Below are 13,615 nucleotides of genomic sequence, written 5' to 3'. Positions count from 1 at the left end.
TCATGAAGCTTTATTTCCAAGAAGTAGGGGCGGGCACGCCCCTTTTGATTCTGCATGGTCTGTTTGGCTCCGGCGATAATTGGATGACTATTGCACGCCGCCTGGCAGAGGAAGGTAACTATCATATTTATCTGCCGGACTTGCGCAACCACGGGCGTTCACCCCACAGCGAAGAGTGGACCTACGAAGCCATGAGCGAGGATGTGCGGGCGTTTATAGAAGAACACGCTCTGCAGCGCCCCATTGTGCTGGGGCATTCCATGGGGGGCAAGGTGACCATGTGGCTGGCTTGCCGTTATCCGGAGTTGCTACGTGCCATAGTAGTAGCCGACATTGCGCCGCGCGCTTATCCGGTTCATCACGATACCATCATAGAGGGCTTATTGGCTATTCCTGTGGAGACAATCAAAAGCCGCAGGGAAGCTGACCAAATACTGAGCCGCTACGTGCCGGAAACGGGCGTGCGCCAGTTCCTTTTGAAGAACCTGTATCGTACGGAAGAGGGAGGGTATGCTTGGCGCATGAACCTTAAAGTTATAGCCAATCAGCTGTCCAATGTGGTAGAGGGCTTGCCCGGTAATTATAGGGCTGATTTGCCGGCGCTTTTCATCAGAGGCTTAAACTCCGATTATGTGCGTGATGAGGACATCCCTGTGATTAAGCAGCACTTTCCACGTGCACGCATTGCCGATATAGCCGGTGCAGGGCATTGGCTGCATGCCGAGCAGCCGGAGCAGTTTCTGCAGCACTTGAAAAGTTTTTTACAAGAGTTGGATGCCTAAAACCAGCACATCATCGATTTGTGCCTGGTTGCCTTTCCATTGATAGAAGGCTTCTTTGACATGCTCTTTGTGTTCGTTGAAGGGCTTCCCGGCAAGCCTTTCAACGAGCTTGATGAAGCGGCTTCGTTTAAACCTTCGGTTGGATACAAAGCCTATTTGGTCTATATATCCGTCGGTGCTTAATATGACTTCGTCGCCTTTTTGATAGGGAATGACCTCGCTTTTGTATCCCTTTCCGTTGTTAAAGATGTTGTTGATGCCGGCTTGTTGGGGGGTATGACCGGATACCTTGCCTTCGTGCAACAAATAAAGTGGGATGCCGGCACCGGCATATTCAATATATTGTTCGGTGCGGTGGATGCGCAAGACTGCCAGCTCCATGCCGTCGCGCACCACTTTGTCGGGCGAGCTGTTTTGGGTGTGGTCGAAAAGTGAATGTATGTTCTCATCAATGAGCCGGATAAGCTCATGCGGCGGAATGTCGGGATGCAAAATCAGGGCTTGACGCAGTGCCATAATGCCTATGCTGGTGAGAATGCCGCCGGGCACACCATGGCCGGTGCAGTCGCCCAAAATCACGTAAATGAAGTCTTCGCTGTAATGCAGGTAGTAAAAATCACCGCTGATAAGGTCGCAAGGCTGCCAGAAAACGAAAAAAGGAAAAGGCATTTGCTGCAGGGCATCCTGTGAAGGCAAGAGTGCTTCTTGTATTCGCTGCGCATAACTGAGGCTCTCTATGATTTTGCGCTTCTCTGCCTCTGCAAGATTTTTCTGCTGCTGTATCTCTTCAATCTTTTTGCGGATATTCTCTTTTTGCTGATTTTGCGCTTTTTGCAGCTCCTGCAGCTCTTTTTCTATGAGGGCTTTATTTCTTTCGCTTTGTACTTTAAACAAATAATAATTCTGGTCAGAGGTGTCGTTGATTGTGCAGAGTATATAGGGGTGACCGTCAATTAGTTTGGCGTAGAAGCTGTAATCATAGACGCCTTTTTCCTTACCGAAATGAGCGGTCTCTACACGGGGGAAAAAGACGGGGGCGTCCTCGGGTACCATGTGTTCGAAAATACTTTGCAGGCTGCCTATAAACGGGTCAGCCTCGTAAATAGAGTGCTTGTCCTGCAAGGCTGCTTGCAGATCGGGGGTGGCTTCTACTATGCTGCCATCTGCCTTGAACAAGATGCCACTGCTGTAATAGGTACCGTCTTTATGGTTCAATAGGCGCTCCAACAGACTATATGTTGATTTTCTTTCCATCTTGCTCTAATAACTTTTGTGCCATGCTGCGAAACATAGCCTCTACATTTTCCCCGGTTTTGGCACTGGTCATAAAGTCACAGGGGACAGGCGATTGCTCCACCAGATCCTTTTTGTTACCGATCAGCATGTACACCGCATCGGGAAGCATATTTTTTACATAGGCAATGTCTTCTTCTATGTGTTCATAGGTAGAGGGGCGGGTCATGTCGAAAACATAAAAGACGCCCTTTGAGCCTAAGTAATAGGAGGGAGGCACCTTGTCTTGGCGCACTTCGCCGGCCACGTCCCATATCATCATATTCAAGATGCAGTCATCGAACTCTACCACTTTTCTGTCCACTTTTACGCCCAGGGTCGTGTGGTATTGTTCAGAAAAGCGCGAGTGCACGTAGCGTTGTACGAGTGATGTTTTACCAACGCCAAAATTTCCAATCAAAATGACCTTTTTGCTGTAGTTTTTTTTCGATGTCATGGTACTTGTTTTTTAGCTTGTAAAAGTAGTCGTCCGATTTTTCGCAGTGTTCTATAAAGGCTTCTTTGAGCTGTAAGTCATCGATTTCCTCTTTTGGGCGGTTCAGCTGCCTTCGCTCGAAATCCAGCAGATAATCGAGCATTTGTTCTTTGTATTGCGTGGTTACCGTGCCCGATACCACCACAGCCAAATAGTAGCTGCCCGAATCTTTGATGATGATGGTTGTGTCGCCATATTCAATGGCGTTCAAGCCGCCTTTGTCTTTATGAAAGGCATCTTTTACAAAGCTTTTGATGGCTGTGAGCATGCCGGCAATCATGTCTTCATCGATGGTGTGGTTGCGGGTATAATGTGCCAGCAGTATGCCTGAATCTTGTTCTATGATAAAGCCTTCTTCTATGACCGGGCGCTGGGCATTGGCCAATAATATATCTTTCTCCTTGATGCCGAACAGAGATAAAAACTCCCGTTTGATGCTGCTCCAGGAGAAGGTATCGTTGAGTTGTTTGTCTATTTGTTCGGACAGTTTCGCCAGCTCTACTTGTATGTATTTGCGCACCAGCTTGCCAATGATGGGGTAGAGGGCGTCCACCATCTCGTGTTGTGAGTTTTTGATTTGCTGGCGGATGGCTTGTGCCACATTGGCGCCGGACATCTCAGCCAAGCGCTGTTCTATATTTTTTATTTTTTGGTCAACAACGGGCTCCAACACCTTGGGCAGCTCCTTCTCTTTAAGCAAACGGAGTTCCTGAAACACCATTTGCTTGACTGCCTCATTTTGTCGCTCAATCACTTCTTCAAAGAGGCTAAAGAAAACATCTACTTTGCGTTCTTCATTCATTGCGGTCGTGGTTTTGTAGCAGTTTATTCACAAAGTCCATATCCACAATGCCCGAGGGGTACATATTCCACTTGGTTTGTAGTGCCTTGACCGCGTCTTCGGTTTCTTGGTTAAAGATGCCGTCGATGCGAATGGGCTTATATTGTTTCGCAATCAGTTTTTGTATATACCAAACTGCCTCACCTTCATTGCCACGGTGCAGTGTTTTTCCATTTAACAAACGATGTGCATGGTAAAGTTGCGGGGCAATTCCGTTTTCTTCTATATAACGGATGGCGCGGTTATCGAATCCTTTTGATTTTAGTTCTTTGGATTGAATCAAGCGTGCTTCCAGTAGCTTGACTTCTTTGAGCAGTTGCCGGTAGTGGAGCGATGCTTGTACACTCTGCGGCTTGCTTTCATCGGGAAAACGCACATCGATGCCGTGGTTATACCAAGCTTGGCGTGCAAATCGCCCTATTTCATAGCATAATTCAAAGTAACGCTCTACAGCCTGCATGTCATAATAATTGACATCGATGGATTTGGTCTTTGCCTCGTAGTCATAGTGGTTAGGAGGCGAGAATTTGCGAAGTTGTCGATATTGATTGTATCCGATGGTGCCCAACATGATAAGAATTAATAGGAATAAAACCTTCTTCATATTTCTTTAATATTAGGTGATTGATTACTCAATAATAACAAAAGTCGATGAATTGACTCATCGACTCGATAAACGAATTGCCCGGCTCTTTGAATGAATAAGGCTTTTATAGCTTGTTGAGCTGGTTGAGAAACTCTTCACGATAGGTTTTCCCTATGGGAATGTATTTCTTCCCGATGACAACACTGTTGTCTTCTATGGCTTCTACCTTTTCCCGGTCTATAATGTAGGAGCGATGGATGCGACGAAAACGGCCGGGGGCATGCTTTTCCAGCTCTGCTTCAAAATTTTTCATGCTGGAGTAAACCACCAATTGCCGTCCCGTAGTGGTATGAATCACCACATAGTCGGCCATGGCTTCTATGTACATGATGTCGTTTAGGCGTACTTTGACTAACTTCTGGTCTATTTTTACGAAAATCTCTTGATTGCCTGCCGCTTCCTCTTGGCTTTGCCCGTTGGGTTTGTGGCCATGCATGCCTTTCAAAAAAGACTGTGCTTTGTTGAGTGCTTTCAAAAAGCGGTGGAACTCCGGGGGTTTTACAATGTAATCGACGGCATCCAGCTCAAAAGCTTCCACGGCAAAGTTGGGATTGGCTGTTACCAATATGGTAGCCGGCGGGTTTTTGAGCGATTTGAGCAGCTCGATGCCTGAAAGCTGGGGCATTTCTATGTCTAAAAACATGATATCTACCGACTCCTCATTGAGGAAACTGTAGGCTTCTTGTGGATTGTTAAAAACTTGTTTACATTCCACTATGCCGGATTTTTCCGCAAATCCCCGCAGTATGGTAGTCATTACGGGGTTGTCGTCTACGATGATACAACTGAGCTTTTTCATAATTCAAGTATGTGTAGTTTGTGTATGTACGCTTGATGTTATTGTGGTTATACTGCCCCTACCGGGTAGTGGTTTCTTTAGGAATAGATATTGCCTTTTTTTTGATCTTTTCTATTTTCTTTCTCAACAAACTATCAGATGGTTCGCGTTCTTTGGTAGCAGAAGAGGTGTTTTGTTGGGGTGTAATTTCTTTTTCTATTTGCCACAAATCAAATTGCTTGGTGTTGGCACGCAGGTTTAAAGAATCGACGACAGCACTGTAAATTTGATTGATATGGCTGATGTCATGTTCAAGATAGTAGTAATAGGTTTGATAGAAATGGGCAGAGTCGGTGTGATATTTGGCAAATAATTCTTCCCGCAAGGCCTTGAAAACTGCTTTGGCGGTGTCGTTGTTGGGGCGCGAAAACAGGTAAGGCACAGTGGCATCGAGCGTATGCAGGTCTATGAGCAGACGTATCATGCTTGTGTCATCTAAAGCTTCAAAAGCTTTTTGTTGAGACTGTTTGGGGGTGTTGCAGCCCGATAAGGCGATTATCCCAACTTGCAATATAAAAAAAAGCTTGATTTTATGCATCTTGCACAAGATAAATCTGTTGAAAATAGAATAAAAGCAGACGATGCAGGAGCACCTTCACCATATAGTTGCGAAAATAAAAAAAATAGAGTTATCCATCCGGCGTAATGTGTTCAATGAGCTGAAAGGGAACTACCGTTCTTTTTTTAAAGGCAGCGGTTTGGAGTTTACTGCCCTGCGCGAATATCAGTATGGCGACGATGTGCGTTATATCGACTGGATGGCATCGGCCAAAGGGCACGGGGTGTTTTTGAAGGAATACAAGGAAGAGCGCGAGCTGAGCGTGTATATCCTTTTGGACATGAGCGCCTCCATGGCTTATCCGTCAATGCAGAAGTGGCAGACAGCCCGTGAGATTGCGGCTGTCTTGATGTGGTTGAGCCTGCGTGAGCGCTGTGAGGTTACCTTGCTGGGGGCACAGACGACCGCACCGGCTGTTTTCCCGGCGCTGCGTAAGCACCATGCCTTGATGGCTGCACTCGAAAGGTTGTGGGGCTATGCCCCTGCACAGGAGGATGCTTATTTCTCTTGGCAACAGGCTTGCCGGCGCCTGCGCCGCCATTCGGTTGTCATTGTTGTTTCGGATTTTATTCATCCGTTGCGGCAATTTCGCGACTTGGGTGCCTTGCTTTCCTTTCATGAACTGTATTTGGTGCACTTGTTCGATGAGAGCCACTACAGCTTGCCCCCGGTGGGTGTGGCACCGGCCAAAGCCTTGGAAGCGCCCGTCCGGCAATATTTGTATTTCAACAAAAAGCAGGAGCAGGAGGCATACCGCCGCTTTTTTGAACAGCGCTGCCGCCACTTGGATGCCCTGGTGAAGCGGGGACCTGCCCGCATAGCCCATGTGCATACCGGACGGCCTTATGAGCGCGCCCTCTCGCAGTTGTTTATTCAGCTTTGATAGTACTTTACAGACTAAATTTTTACCTTTGCAAAGATTTTTACTTAAAAAATGTGCTTTTCAAAATCAAATGCCAATGATGAATGAACAAAACTCTACACCTGTTCCCCCTTTGAGCATAGCTTTGCTTCCCATCCTTTTTTTAATAGGCTTGCTGAGCATTAATATCAGTATTTTTGGTGATGACGGTTTGAGCGGTTCCAATCAAATTGTTTTGATATTGTCCGGGGCAGTGGCTGCTTTGCTCGCCGGCACACAAGGAGTGTCGTGGAAAGTCATGCGGGCCGGCATCCTGAAAAGCATCGACTCTTCGATGGGGGCTATTCTTATACTGCTGCTCATTGGCTCCTTGGCCGGCACTTGGATGATTAGTGGGGTGGTGCCTACCATGATTTATTACGGCTTGAAAATCCTGAATCCGACCATATTCTTATTTGCCGCTTGTGTTATCAGCGCAGTGGTTTCGCTGGCTACCGGCAGCTCCTGGTCCACCATTGCCACGGTGGGTATTGCCCTGTTGGGTATAGGCAAAGCCTTGGGCTTGGAAGAAGGTGTTATTGCCGGGGCTATCATTTCCGGGGCTTACTTTGGCGATAAGATGTCGCCCCTTTCCGACACTACCAACCTGGCACCGGCGGTGGCCGGCACCGACTTGTTTACGCACATTCGCTACATGACCTACACCACCATTCCTTCCATCACAATCACACTCATTATCTTTTTGATTTGGGGCTTCAACCTGGAAGTGGCAGACCAAGCAGTAGATGTAAGCCATATTCTGAAAGCAATAGAAACAAAGTTTTGGATTCACTGGAGCCTGCTGGTGGTGCCTCTGATTGTTATTTTCATGATAGTGAAGGGGGTACCGGCCTTGCCTTCCCTGCTGGCGGGTACTTTATTGGGCGCACTGGCGGCGCTGTTGGCACAACCTCAATTGATAGTGGAATTGGGGGGCGGCGTCAACTCCTGGAAAGTCTATTATGAAGTACTGATGAAGTCTATTTATACAAGCATGCAAATAGAAACGCCCGAGCCCGTGGTAACAGAGCTGCTGAGCACAAAAGGGATGGCCGGCATGTTGCCCACCATTTGGCTGATATTATCGGCTATGGTATTTGGGGGAATCATGGAATCGAGCCGCATGCTTGAGGCCATCACCCGGCGTATTGTACGTTTGGCGCATTCTACCGGGGCGCTTATTGCCTCTACGGCCGGCACTTGTATCTTTTTCAACATTACGGCCTCTGACCAATACTTGTCTATAGTTGTGCCGGGGCGTATGTTTGCCGACACTTACCGGAAGCGCGGCCTGGCACCCGAAAACCTGAGCCGCACCTTGGAAGACTCGGGCACGGTTACTTCGGTACTGGTACCCTGGAACACTTGCGGGGCCACACAATCGTCGGTGTTGGGCGTAGCCACGCTTACCTATGCGCCTTTTGCTTTCTTCTGTATTTTAAGCCCTCTGATGACCATGTTGTTTGGTTTTCTGAATATAAAAATACGTCGTTTGGAAGAAGCAAAGGATGAATCACCGGTGGCCAAAGACATAGAAATTACCTGGTAGTGGAAAAGCCGTGAAGGACCGGCAGCCGTAAGGTTGCCGGTCTTTGTTTTTTTAGAGCCTTGCCCTGTAAAATAGAGTACCATCATTGGCCGGGCTTGTAACTTTTCATAGTTTTGCCTTGTTAACAAACCGGAAGATTATGTTTTTTAAAAAAATTGCATTCGTATTCTTGGCAGCTGCTTTCTTTGCCTGTGGAACAAACAATGAGCAACAGGAAGCAGAAAAGGCACAAAGCCGGGCAGACGTGGCCCGGCAGGAAGTAGAGCAATTGCACGACAGCATTATGGTGCGCATGGGCGAAATTCACCGGCTTCACAAACAACTGCTGTACAGCCGCGATTCTTTGGGTGTGGACAGTAGCCGGGTGGCTGTATATGCTCGCTCGCTTGATGAAGCTGAAGAAGCCATGATGCGCTGGATGCGCGAATACCGCAAACCGGAAGGCGCCTCTGAGGAGGAGCTGCTTCGGTTTTTTGAGCAGGAAAAAGAAAAAATCAAGAGCGTAGGGCTGCAGATGGAAGAAGCTATCGAACAGAGCAAAGCTTTTTTGGACTCTTTGAAACAAACCAAACCGGAATAAAAGCATGAAATACAGCTTGAAAAAAACATTTTGGGTAGCCGGACTTTTGCTGGCATGCGTGGCATGCAAACAAGAAGAGCGCCGCCTGCCTTATCTGGGTGAAAAGAAGGTGGTAGCCAAAGAAGACGGCAGCGGTGTAGATACCGTTTACCATCAAATTCCCCCTTTCCGGTTTGTCAATCAGGAAGGGCAAACCATCACGGACAAAGATTTTGCAGGCAAAGTATATGTGGCTGACTTCTTTTTTACCACCTGCCCAACCATTTGCCCGAAAATGTCGGCAGAAATGCTGAAAGTATATGAGCACTTTCAAGACGACGAGCGCGTGCTTTTGCTCTCACACAGCATCGATACCAAATACGATTCGGTGCCTGTTTTAAAAGCTTATGCCGAAAAACTGGGGGTGTCGGCACCTAAGTGGCATTTTGTCACGGGCAAGCGCGAAGATATTTATGATATTGCAGAATATTATATGGTTACTGCCGGCGAGGACCCGGCGGCGCCCGGTGGTTACATACACAGTGGCGCTTTGATTCTGGTAGATGGGCAACGCCATATTCGTGGCGTGTACAACGGCACTGACCCGGAAGACACAAAAAAACTGATAGAAGACATTGAACTGTTGCTGAAAGAAAACGCCTCTGTCCATGATGAAAAATGAAATATGGTGGTGGAGCCTGATTCCTTTGCTCTTCGTTGCTTTATTTTTACTGAATTTGTATGTGTTCAGCGGAGAGCATAAGGGCAAGGCGCTTTATACCCGGCATTGCGCAAGCTGTCATGGCGACCAAGGCGAAGGCCTACGCCAATTGATTCCGCCACTGAATGCCTCTGATTTTGTACAGAAGTATCCTGGCCGCATAGCTTGCATCATCCGCTATGGCATGCAGGGCGAAGTGGTGGTAAATGGCAAAACATTCAACCAACCCATGCCGGCAAATCCGCAACTGTCGGAGGTGGAAATAGCCAACATCGTAAATTATGTACTGACTGCTTGGGACAACGACTTGCCCGACCGCTCCCCGGCGCAAATAAAAAAAGACTTGCAGCAGTGTAAGGAATAAAGCCGGGAGTGAACCCCAGCCTTGCTAATCAAAAGCGGTCCGCAGTGGGCTGCTTTTGATATTTTTTTTGATTATGTTTTTGTTGTTGGTATAAATGAAAGTTATTTTAGCGCTATGAATTTGCAACAAATTCACTATTTGGTAGCCTTAGACGAGCACCGCCACTTTGCCAAGGCAGCCGAAGCTTGCTGCGTTACACAGCCTACTCTGACCATGCAACTGAAAAAGCTGGAAGAAGAAATCGGCTTTCAGATCTTTGATCGCAGCAAACGCCCCGTAGAACCCACCGAACACGGGCATATTGTAGTAGAAAAAGCCAAGCGTATTTGGAACGAGTTGAGTCAACTGCGGGCATGGGTGTCCGAAGAGCGTAATCGCCTGGAAGGGTACTACCGAGTGGGGGTCATTCCTACCTTGGCACCTTACCTGTTGCCTCGTTTTTTGAAGGAGTGGAGCAGCCGCTATCCGGAAGCCTTCTTCGAAATACAGGAAATGACCACGGGACGCATCATAGAAGGGTTGCGCAGTGGCGACCTGGATTGGGCACTGGCAGTAACGCCCCTCAATGAAGCGGACTTGCGGGAAGTGCCTGTGTTCTATGAACCTTTTTTGCTCTATTTGCCGGCCAATAGTTTGTTGTTGGCAAAAAAAGAAATAACATTAGATGACCTGGCAGAACAAAGACTGCTCTTGTTGCAGGAGGGGCACTGTTTTAGGGAGCAAGCCTTGCGTTTGTGCGGGCAAGCGCATCGTGAAAGGCCGGCTGTTTTTGAGTTGTCGGCCGGAAGCATAGAAACGTTGAAAAATATGGTCAAAGAAGGCTTGGGATATACTTTGGTGCCTTATCTGAGTGTGTTGCACGAAGCCGGCGCACCTGTGCGCCCTATTCAAGAGGGCGATGCCGTGCGGGAAGTAAGCCTCATCGTTCACCGCTCGTTTATCAAAGAGCAGTTGTTGGCTTCTATTCATGCCTTGCTGCGCAGCCTGGTGCCCGATAGCCTGAAGGAAGCCAAAGCATACCGTAAGGTAGAGTGGCGATGAGTGACCGGGCGGCGTTCGTTCGTCGATTAAAAGTGTTCGTTCGTCCTTGGAGAGTGTATCCTTAAGCGAAAAGCGCAGTCCTGTATTCGGTAAGTATTTAAGTTTAGAGCAAACACAAAAAATAAATGTTTATGAAGACACCTCTCATCAAGTACATCACCTTGGTGCTCTTGTTTTGGCTGCCACTACTGGGCTTTGCACAAGAGACCAACTGCTCCAACGGAGTGGACGACGACGGCGACGGGCTGGTAGACTGCTTTGACGTGCAGGACTGCAATTGTCCCGGTTTTTACTATGGGCAGCCGGAGCCCGGCTGCCAGTACATCCCTGCACCTCCGGGGTACTATGATATGGGCTTGGTTTTTAAGACCGATGTCAGTACGGCAGCCCTGGATCAGCGCTCGGGGGTCTTTGTGATGGATATGGACAACGACGGGATTCCTGAATTGGTTGGTAAAAATCCCCAAAATGGCAATATATACGTCTTCAACGGAAGGGATGGCACGGTGAAGTTTACCTTTTCCGGTCCTCAAACACACCAATATACACAGGTAGCGTTGGGCGATGTGGACAAAGACGGCTTGGGCGATGTGTTTGTAACAGCCAACGATGCGACAATACACCGTTTCGAATACGGAATGGCATCTGCTGTATGGAGTTCAAGCTTGGCGGCAGAAGCCGCAGTGATGTCGCCCCAGCTGGCAGACTTCAACCAAGATGGCATTCCGGAGGTATATGTGGGCAATGCCATTTTCGACGCTTTGACCGGTAAGCGTTGGGTTGCATTCGATGCCAACAAAAATAGCGGTAAACATGAAGGAAGTATAAACAACGATAGGGATGCTTGGCCTTTGGCTTTCGATATCTTTAAAAACGGGGACCCCAAGCCCGGAGGGGATGCTTTTGGTCCTGAAGCAGACGGACTGGAATTAATCGTGGGTAATGAGGTGTATTTGGTGGATTTGGGAGACGGCACCAACGAAGACAGCGGCTCGTTGACGTTGGCGGCCACCGTGTCGGGAACCAACATAGGGGATGGTTTTGTGAGTATTGCCGACTTCAACGGCAACAAAAAAGCAGATGTAGCTGTAATGAGCAAGGGACATATTTATATATGGGAGCCCTTTTCGCAAACATTATTGACACCCTCGCCCTATAAAATTACAAATACCAATTTCGGCGGGCGCATCAATATTGGCGATTTCAATAATGATGGCGATGTGGAGTTGGGTGCTGCCGGCCGGAATATATATGTAGCCCTCGACTTCGATGCCAATACCGGTGCTTTAACAGAACTTTGGACCAAGTCCAGCCTTCAGGATGGGTCTCAGCGTACGGGCAGTACGCTGTTCGACTTCGAAGGCGACGGCATCAATGAAGTAGTTTATTCCGATGAAACCACACTGTATATATGGCGTGGTTCAGATGGGTATGAGCTGGCAGCCATTCCTTCTGCTTCCGGCACCCGTACAGAATACCCACTGGTAGCCGATGTCAATGGTGATGACCAGGCCGAAATCATTATTGCGGCACAAGGAACGCCCGGTCCCAGTAATTCGTCCAATAATGGATTTATTGAGGTGTACCGGGCACTGAACCGCCCCTGGATTACGGCACGAAAAATATGGAACCAGCATGGCTACTTTGTAACCAATGTAAACGATGACGGTACCATCCCGGCCATGCAACAAGACCCTATCATAGCAGGGGTGAACAATGTCTTTAACCGTTTCTTGGTGCAAACCACCATTCTCAAGCAGAATGGAATACCTACCTATGCCGCGCCCAATGCGCAAATTTCGTTTGACCCTAATACAGACATAGACCTGACGAACTGTCCCACGACTATAGATGTCACCGTGACCATTTATAATACCGGCAGTGCTGCTTTGCCGGAAGGCGTGTATATCACCTTCTTTGGCGGCGATCCCTTCAATGGTACGCCTCCGGTACTGCACGTTGCCCAGACTACCCAAGTGGTGCCCCCGGCCGGTTCCACTACACTTACGGCTACGTTTTCACCGCCGGGCAACAACTTCCAGCTCTTTGTACTCATCAACCATGACGGAAGTAATCCTAATGCTTCCCTCCCCATCTCACCACCCGAAAATCTGTATTCGGGGGTAGGCGAATGTGACTATACGGACAACTCTACCAATGGAGCTATTGACATTACCGGGTGCTCTTTAACTGTAACCCCCTGTCCCGATTTAGCGCAAATAAGTCCTGTCAATCAGTGTGCTGCCAGCTTTGATTTAGCTACGGTGCCGGTGACAGACAACAACAGTACAACCGGTACCTTATCCTATTACACCAGCTCATCCGATGCCTATGCAGCTACTAATGCGTTGAGCAGCACTGTGGTGACTACTTCAGGAAGTTATTATGTGCGAAAAGATGCTAACGGTTGCTATGATGTGGCAGAAATTAAACTAACGCTCAACTGTACGCCAACCCCGCAGGATGACAACTTAGTTGTAAACATAAATACTTCCGGTGGTGGCAATCTGCTTGCCAATGACACAGACCCCGACGGTGACCCGTTGACGGCAATGCCGGGGAACTTTACTACGGCACAAGGGGGCACACTGGTGATTAATACAGACGGTTCTTATACCTACACGCCTCCTTCAGGATACACAGGTACAGATAGTTATGTATATACAGCCTGCGACGATGATGGCGTTTGTGCAACAGCTACTTTGAACATCCGGGTCAATTCACCTCCGGTGGCCGGAGACGATATCTTGACGGTGGATGAAGACACACCGGGCAGCGGCGATTTGAGCGGCAACGACAGCGACGTGGACGGTACCTTGACCTACACTTCGGGCACGTTCACGACAGCGCAGGGTGGTACGATCACCATCAATGCTGATGGCACTTACACCTACACGCCTGGGGCGGATTACAACGGTCCGGACAGCTATGTTTACCAGGTATGTGACGATGACGGTGCTTGTGCAACTGCGACCTTGAACATCACGGTGAATGATGTAAACGATCCTCCGGTGGCCGGAGACGATATCTTGACGGTGGATGAAGA

General features: G+C 48.3%; 14 protein-coding genes. 8 read left to right on the top strand and 6 right to left on the bottom strand.

All coding sequences use genetic code 11. The annotated features are described in order from the left end of the window. Window positions 1-2: 2 nt before the first annotated feature. Entirely contained in the window at window positions 3-782 is a 780-nt protein-coding gene (locus K384_RS11015) for an alpha/beta fold hydrolase (protein WP_038032354.1), read from the top strand. Here K384_RS11015 and K384_RS11010 read toward each other — a convergent pair. From K384_RS11010 to K384_RS10985, 6 genes are all read right to left on the bottom strand, one after another. Then, entirely contained in the window at window positions 762-2,036 is a 1,275-nt protein-coding gene (locus K384_RS11010; protein ID WP_038032350.1) for a PP2C family protein-serine/threonine phosphatase, read from the bottom strand. The two genes, K384_RS11015 and K384_RS11010, sit on opposite strands and share 21 nt — an antisense overlap. Continuing rightward, window positions 2,014-2,511, bottom strand: a complete 498-nt coding sequence (locus K384_RS11005) for a Rab family GTPase (RefSeq protein ID WP_038032346.1) — start codon at window positions 2,509-2,511, stop codon at window positions 2,014-2,016. The genes K384_RS11010 and K384_RS11005 overlap by 23 nt, the downstream gene beginning before the upstream one ends. Further along, complete coding sequence (locus tag K384_RS11000; protein WP_051633350.1) at window positions 2,450-3,352, bottom strand: hypothetical protein; 903 nt, start codon at window positions 3,350-3,352, stop codon at window positions 2,450-2,452. Before K384_RS11000 ends, K384_RS11005 begins: the two co-directional genes overlap by 62 nt. Beyond that, window positions 3,345-3,995, bottom strand: a complete 651-nt coding sequence (locus K384_RS10995) for a peptidoglycan-binding domain-containing protein (RefSeq protein WP_084147212.1) — start codon at window positions 3,993-3,995, stop codon at window positions 3,345-3,347. The genes K384_RS11000 and K384_RS10995 overlap by 8 nt, the downstream gene beginning before the upstream one ends. Before the next feature lie 106 nt (window positions 3,996-4,101). Continuing rightward, window positions 4,102-4,836, bottom strand: a complete 735-nt coding sequence (locus K384_RS10990) for a LytR/AlgR family response regulator transcription factor (protein ID WP_038032339.1) — start codon at window positions 4,834-4,836, stop codon at window positions 4,102-4,104. Between the two features lie 58 nt (window positions 4,837-4,894). Beyond that, on the bottom strand, window positions 4,895-5,413 hold the full coding sequence (locus tag K384_RS10985; protein ID WP_038032335.1) for a DUF4296 domain-containing protein: 519 nt from the start codon (window positions 5,411-5,413) through the stop codon (window positions 4,895-4,897). A 43-nt stretch (window positions 5,414-5,456) separates the two neighbouring features. Between K384_RS10985 and K384_RS13490 the strand changes: the two genes are divergently transcribed. The 7 genes from K384_RS13490 to K384_RS10950 all read left to right on the top strand — a co-directional run. Beyond that, complete coding sequence (locus K384_RS13490) at window positions 5,457-6,317, top strand: DUF58 domain-containing protein (protein WP_051633349.1); 861 nt, start codon at window positions 5,457-5,459, stop codon at window positions 6,315-6,317. Window positions 6,318-6,396: 79 nt separating this feature from the next. Further along, complete coding sequence (gene nhaC / locus K384_RS10975) at window positions 6,397-7,884, top strand: Na+/H+ antiporter NhaC (RefSeq protein ID WP_038032397.1); 1,488 nt, start codon at window positions 6,397-6,399, stop codon at window positions 7,882-7,884. Window positions 7,885-8,023: 139 nt separating this feature from the next. Further along, complete coding sequence (locus tag K384_RS10970) at window positions 8,024-8,464, top strand: hypothetical protein (protein WP_038032330.1); 441 nt, start codon at window positions 8,024-8,026, stop codon at window positions 8,462-8,464. A gap of 4 nt (window positions 8,465-8,468) precedes the next feature. Continuing rightward, entirely contained in the window at window positions 8,469-9,125 is a 657-nt protein-coding gene (locus K384_RS10965) for an SCO family protein (RefSeq protein WP_038032327.1), read from the top strand. After that, window positions 9,112-9,528, top strand: a complete 417-nt coding sequence (locus K384_RS10960; protein WP_051633347.1) for a c-type cytochrome — start codon at window positions 9,112-9,114, stop codon at window positions 9,526-9,528. Before K384_RS10965 ends, K384_RS10960 begins: the two co-directional genes overlap by 14 nt. A 114-nt stretch (window positions 9,529-9,642) precedes the next feature. Continuing rightward, a complete protein-coding gene (locus K384_RS10955) occupies window positions 9,643-10,569 on the top strand; it encodes a hydrogen peroxide-inducible genes activator (RefSeq protein WP_038032393.1) in 927 nt (308 codons plus the stop codon). Window positions 10,570-10,700: 131 nt separating this feature from the next. Then, window positions 10,701-13,615: Ig-like domain-containing protein (locus K384_RS10950; RefSeq protein WP_169737650.1), on the top strand; the 2,915-nt coding region annotated here is incomplete at its 3' end.

Source organism: Thermonema rossianum DSM 10300 (assembly GCF_000426825.1).
Lineage (GTDB): Bacteria > Bacteroidota > Bacteroidia > Cytophagales > Thermonemataceae > Thermonema > Thermonema rossianum.
This window is presented reverse-complemented; position numbering and strand designations above follow the sequence as displayed.

Coding starts and splice junctions, on each gene's coding strand:
- K384_RS11015 (WP_038032354.1), top strand. CDS start 3: ATGAAGCTTTATTTCCAAGAAGTAGGGGCGGGCACGCCCCTTTTGATT.
- K384_RS10955 (WP_038032393.1), top strand. CDS start 9,643: ATGAATTTGCAACAAATTCACTATTTGGTAGCCTTAGACGAGCACCGC.
- K384_RS10995 (WP_084147212.1), bottom strand. CDS start 3,995: ATGAAGAAGGTTTTATTCCTATTAATTCTTATCATGTTGGGCACCATC.
- K384_RS10985 (WP_038032335.1), bottom strand. CDS start 5,413: ATGCATAAAATCAAGCTTTTTTTTATATTGCAAGTTGGGATAATCGCC.
- K384_RS11000 (WP_051633350.1), bottom strand. CDS start 3,352: ATGAATGAAGAACGCAAAGTAGATGTTTTCTTTAGCCTCTTTGAAGAA.
- K384_RS10965 (WP_038032327.1), top strand. CDS start 8,469: ATGAAATACAGCTTGAAAAAAACATTTTGGGTAGCCGGACTTTTGCTG.
- nhaC (WP_038032397.1), top strand. CDS start 6,397: ATGAATGAACAAAACTCTACACCTGTTCCCCCTTTGAGCATAGCTTTG.
- K384_RS11010 (WP_038032350.1), bottom strand. CDS start 2,036: ATGGAAAGAAAATCAACATATAGTCTGTTGGAGCGCCTATTGAACCAT.
- K384_RS10990 (WP_038032339.1), bottom strand. CDS start 4,836: ATGAAAAAGCTCAGTTGTATCATCGTAGACGACAACCCCGTAATGACT.
- K384_RS10970 (WP_038032330.1), top strand. CDS start 8,024: ATGTTTTTTAAAAAAATTGCATTCGTATTCTTGGCAGCTGCTTTCTTT.
- K384_RS11005 (WP_038032346.1), bottom strand. CDS start 2,511: ATGACATCGAAAAAAAACTACAGCAAAAAGGTCATTTTGATTGGAAAT.
- K384_RS10960 (WP_051633347.1), top strand. CDS start 9,112: ATGATGAAAAATGAAATATGGTGGTGGAGCCTGATTCCTTTGCTCTTC.
- K384_RS13490 (WP_051633349.1), top strand. CDS start 5,457: ATGCAGGAGCACCTTCACCATATAGTTGCGAAAATAAAAAAAATAGAG.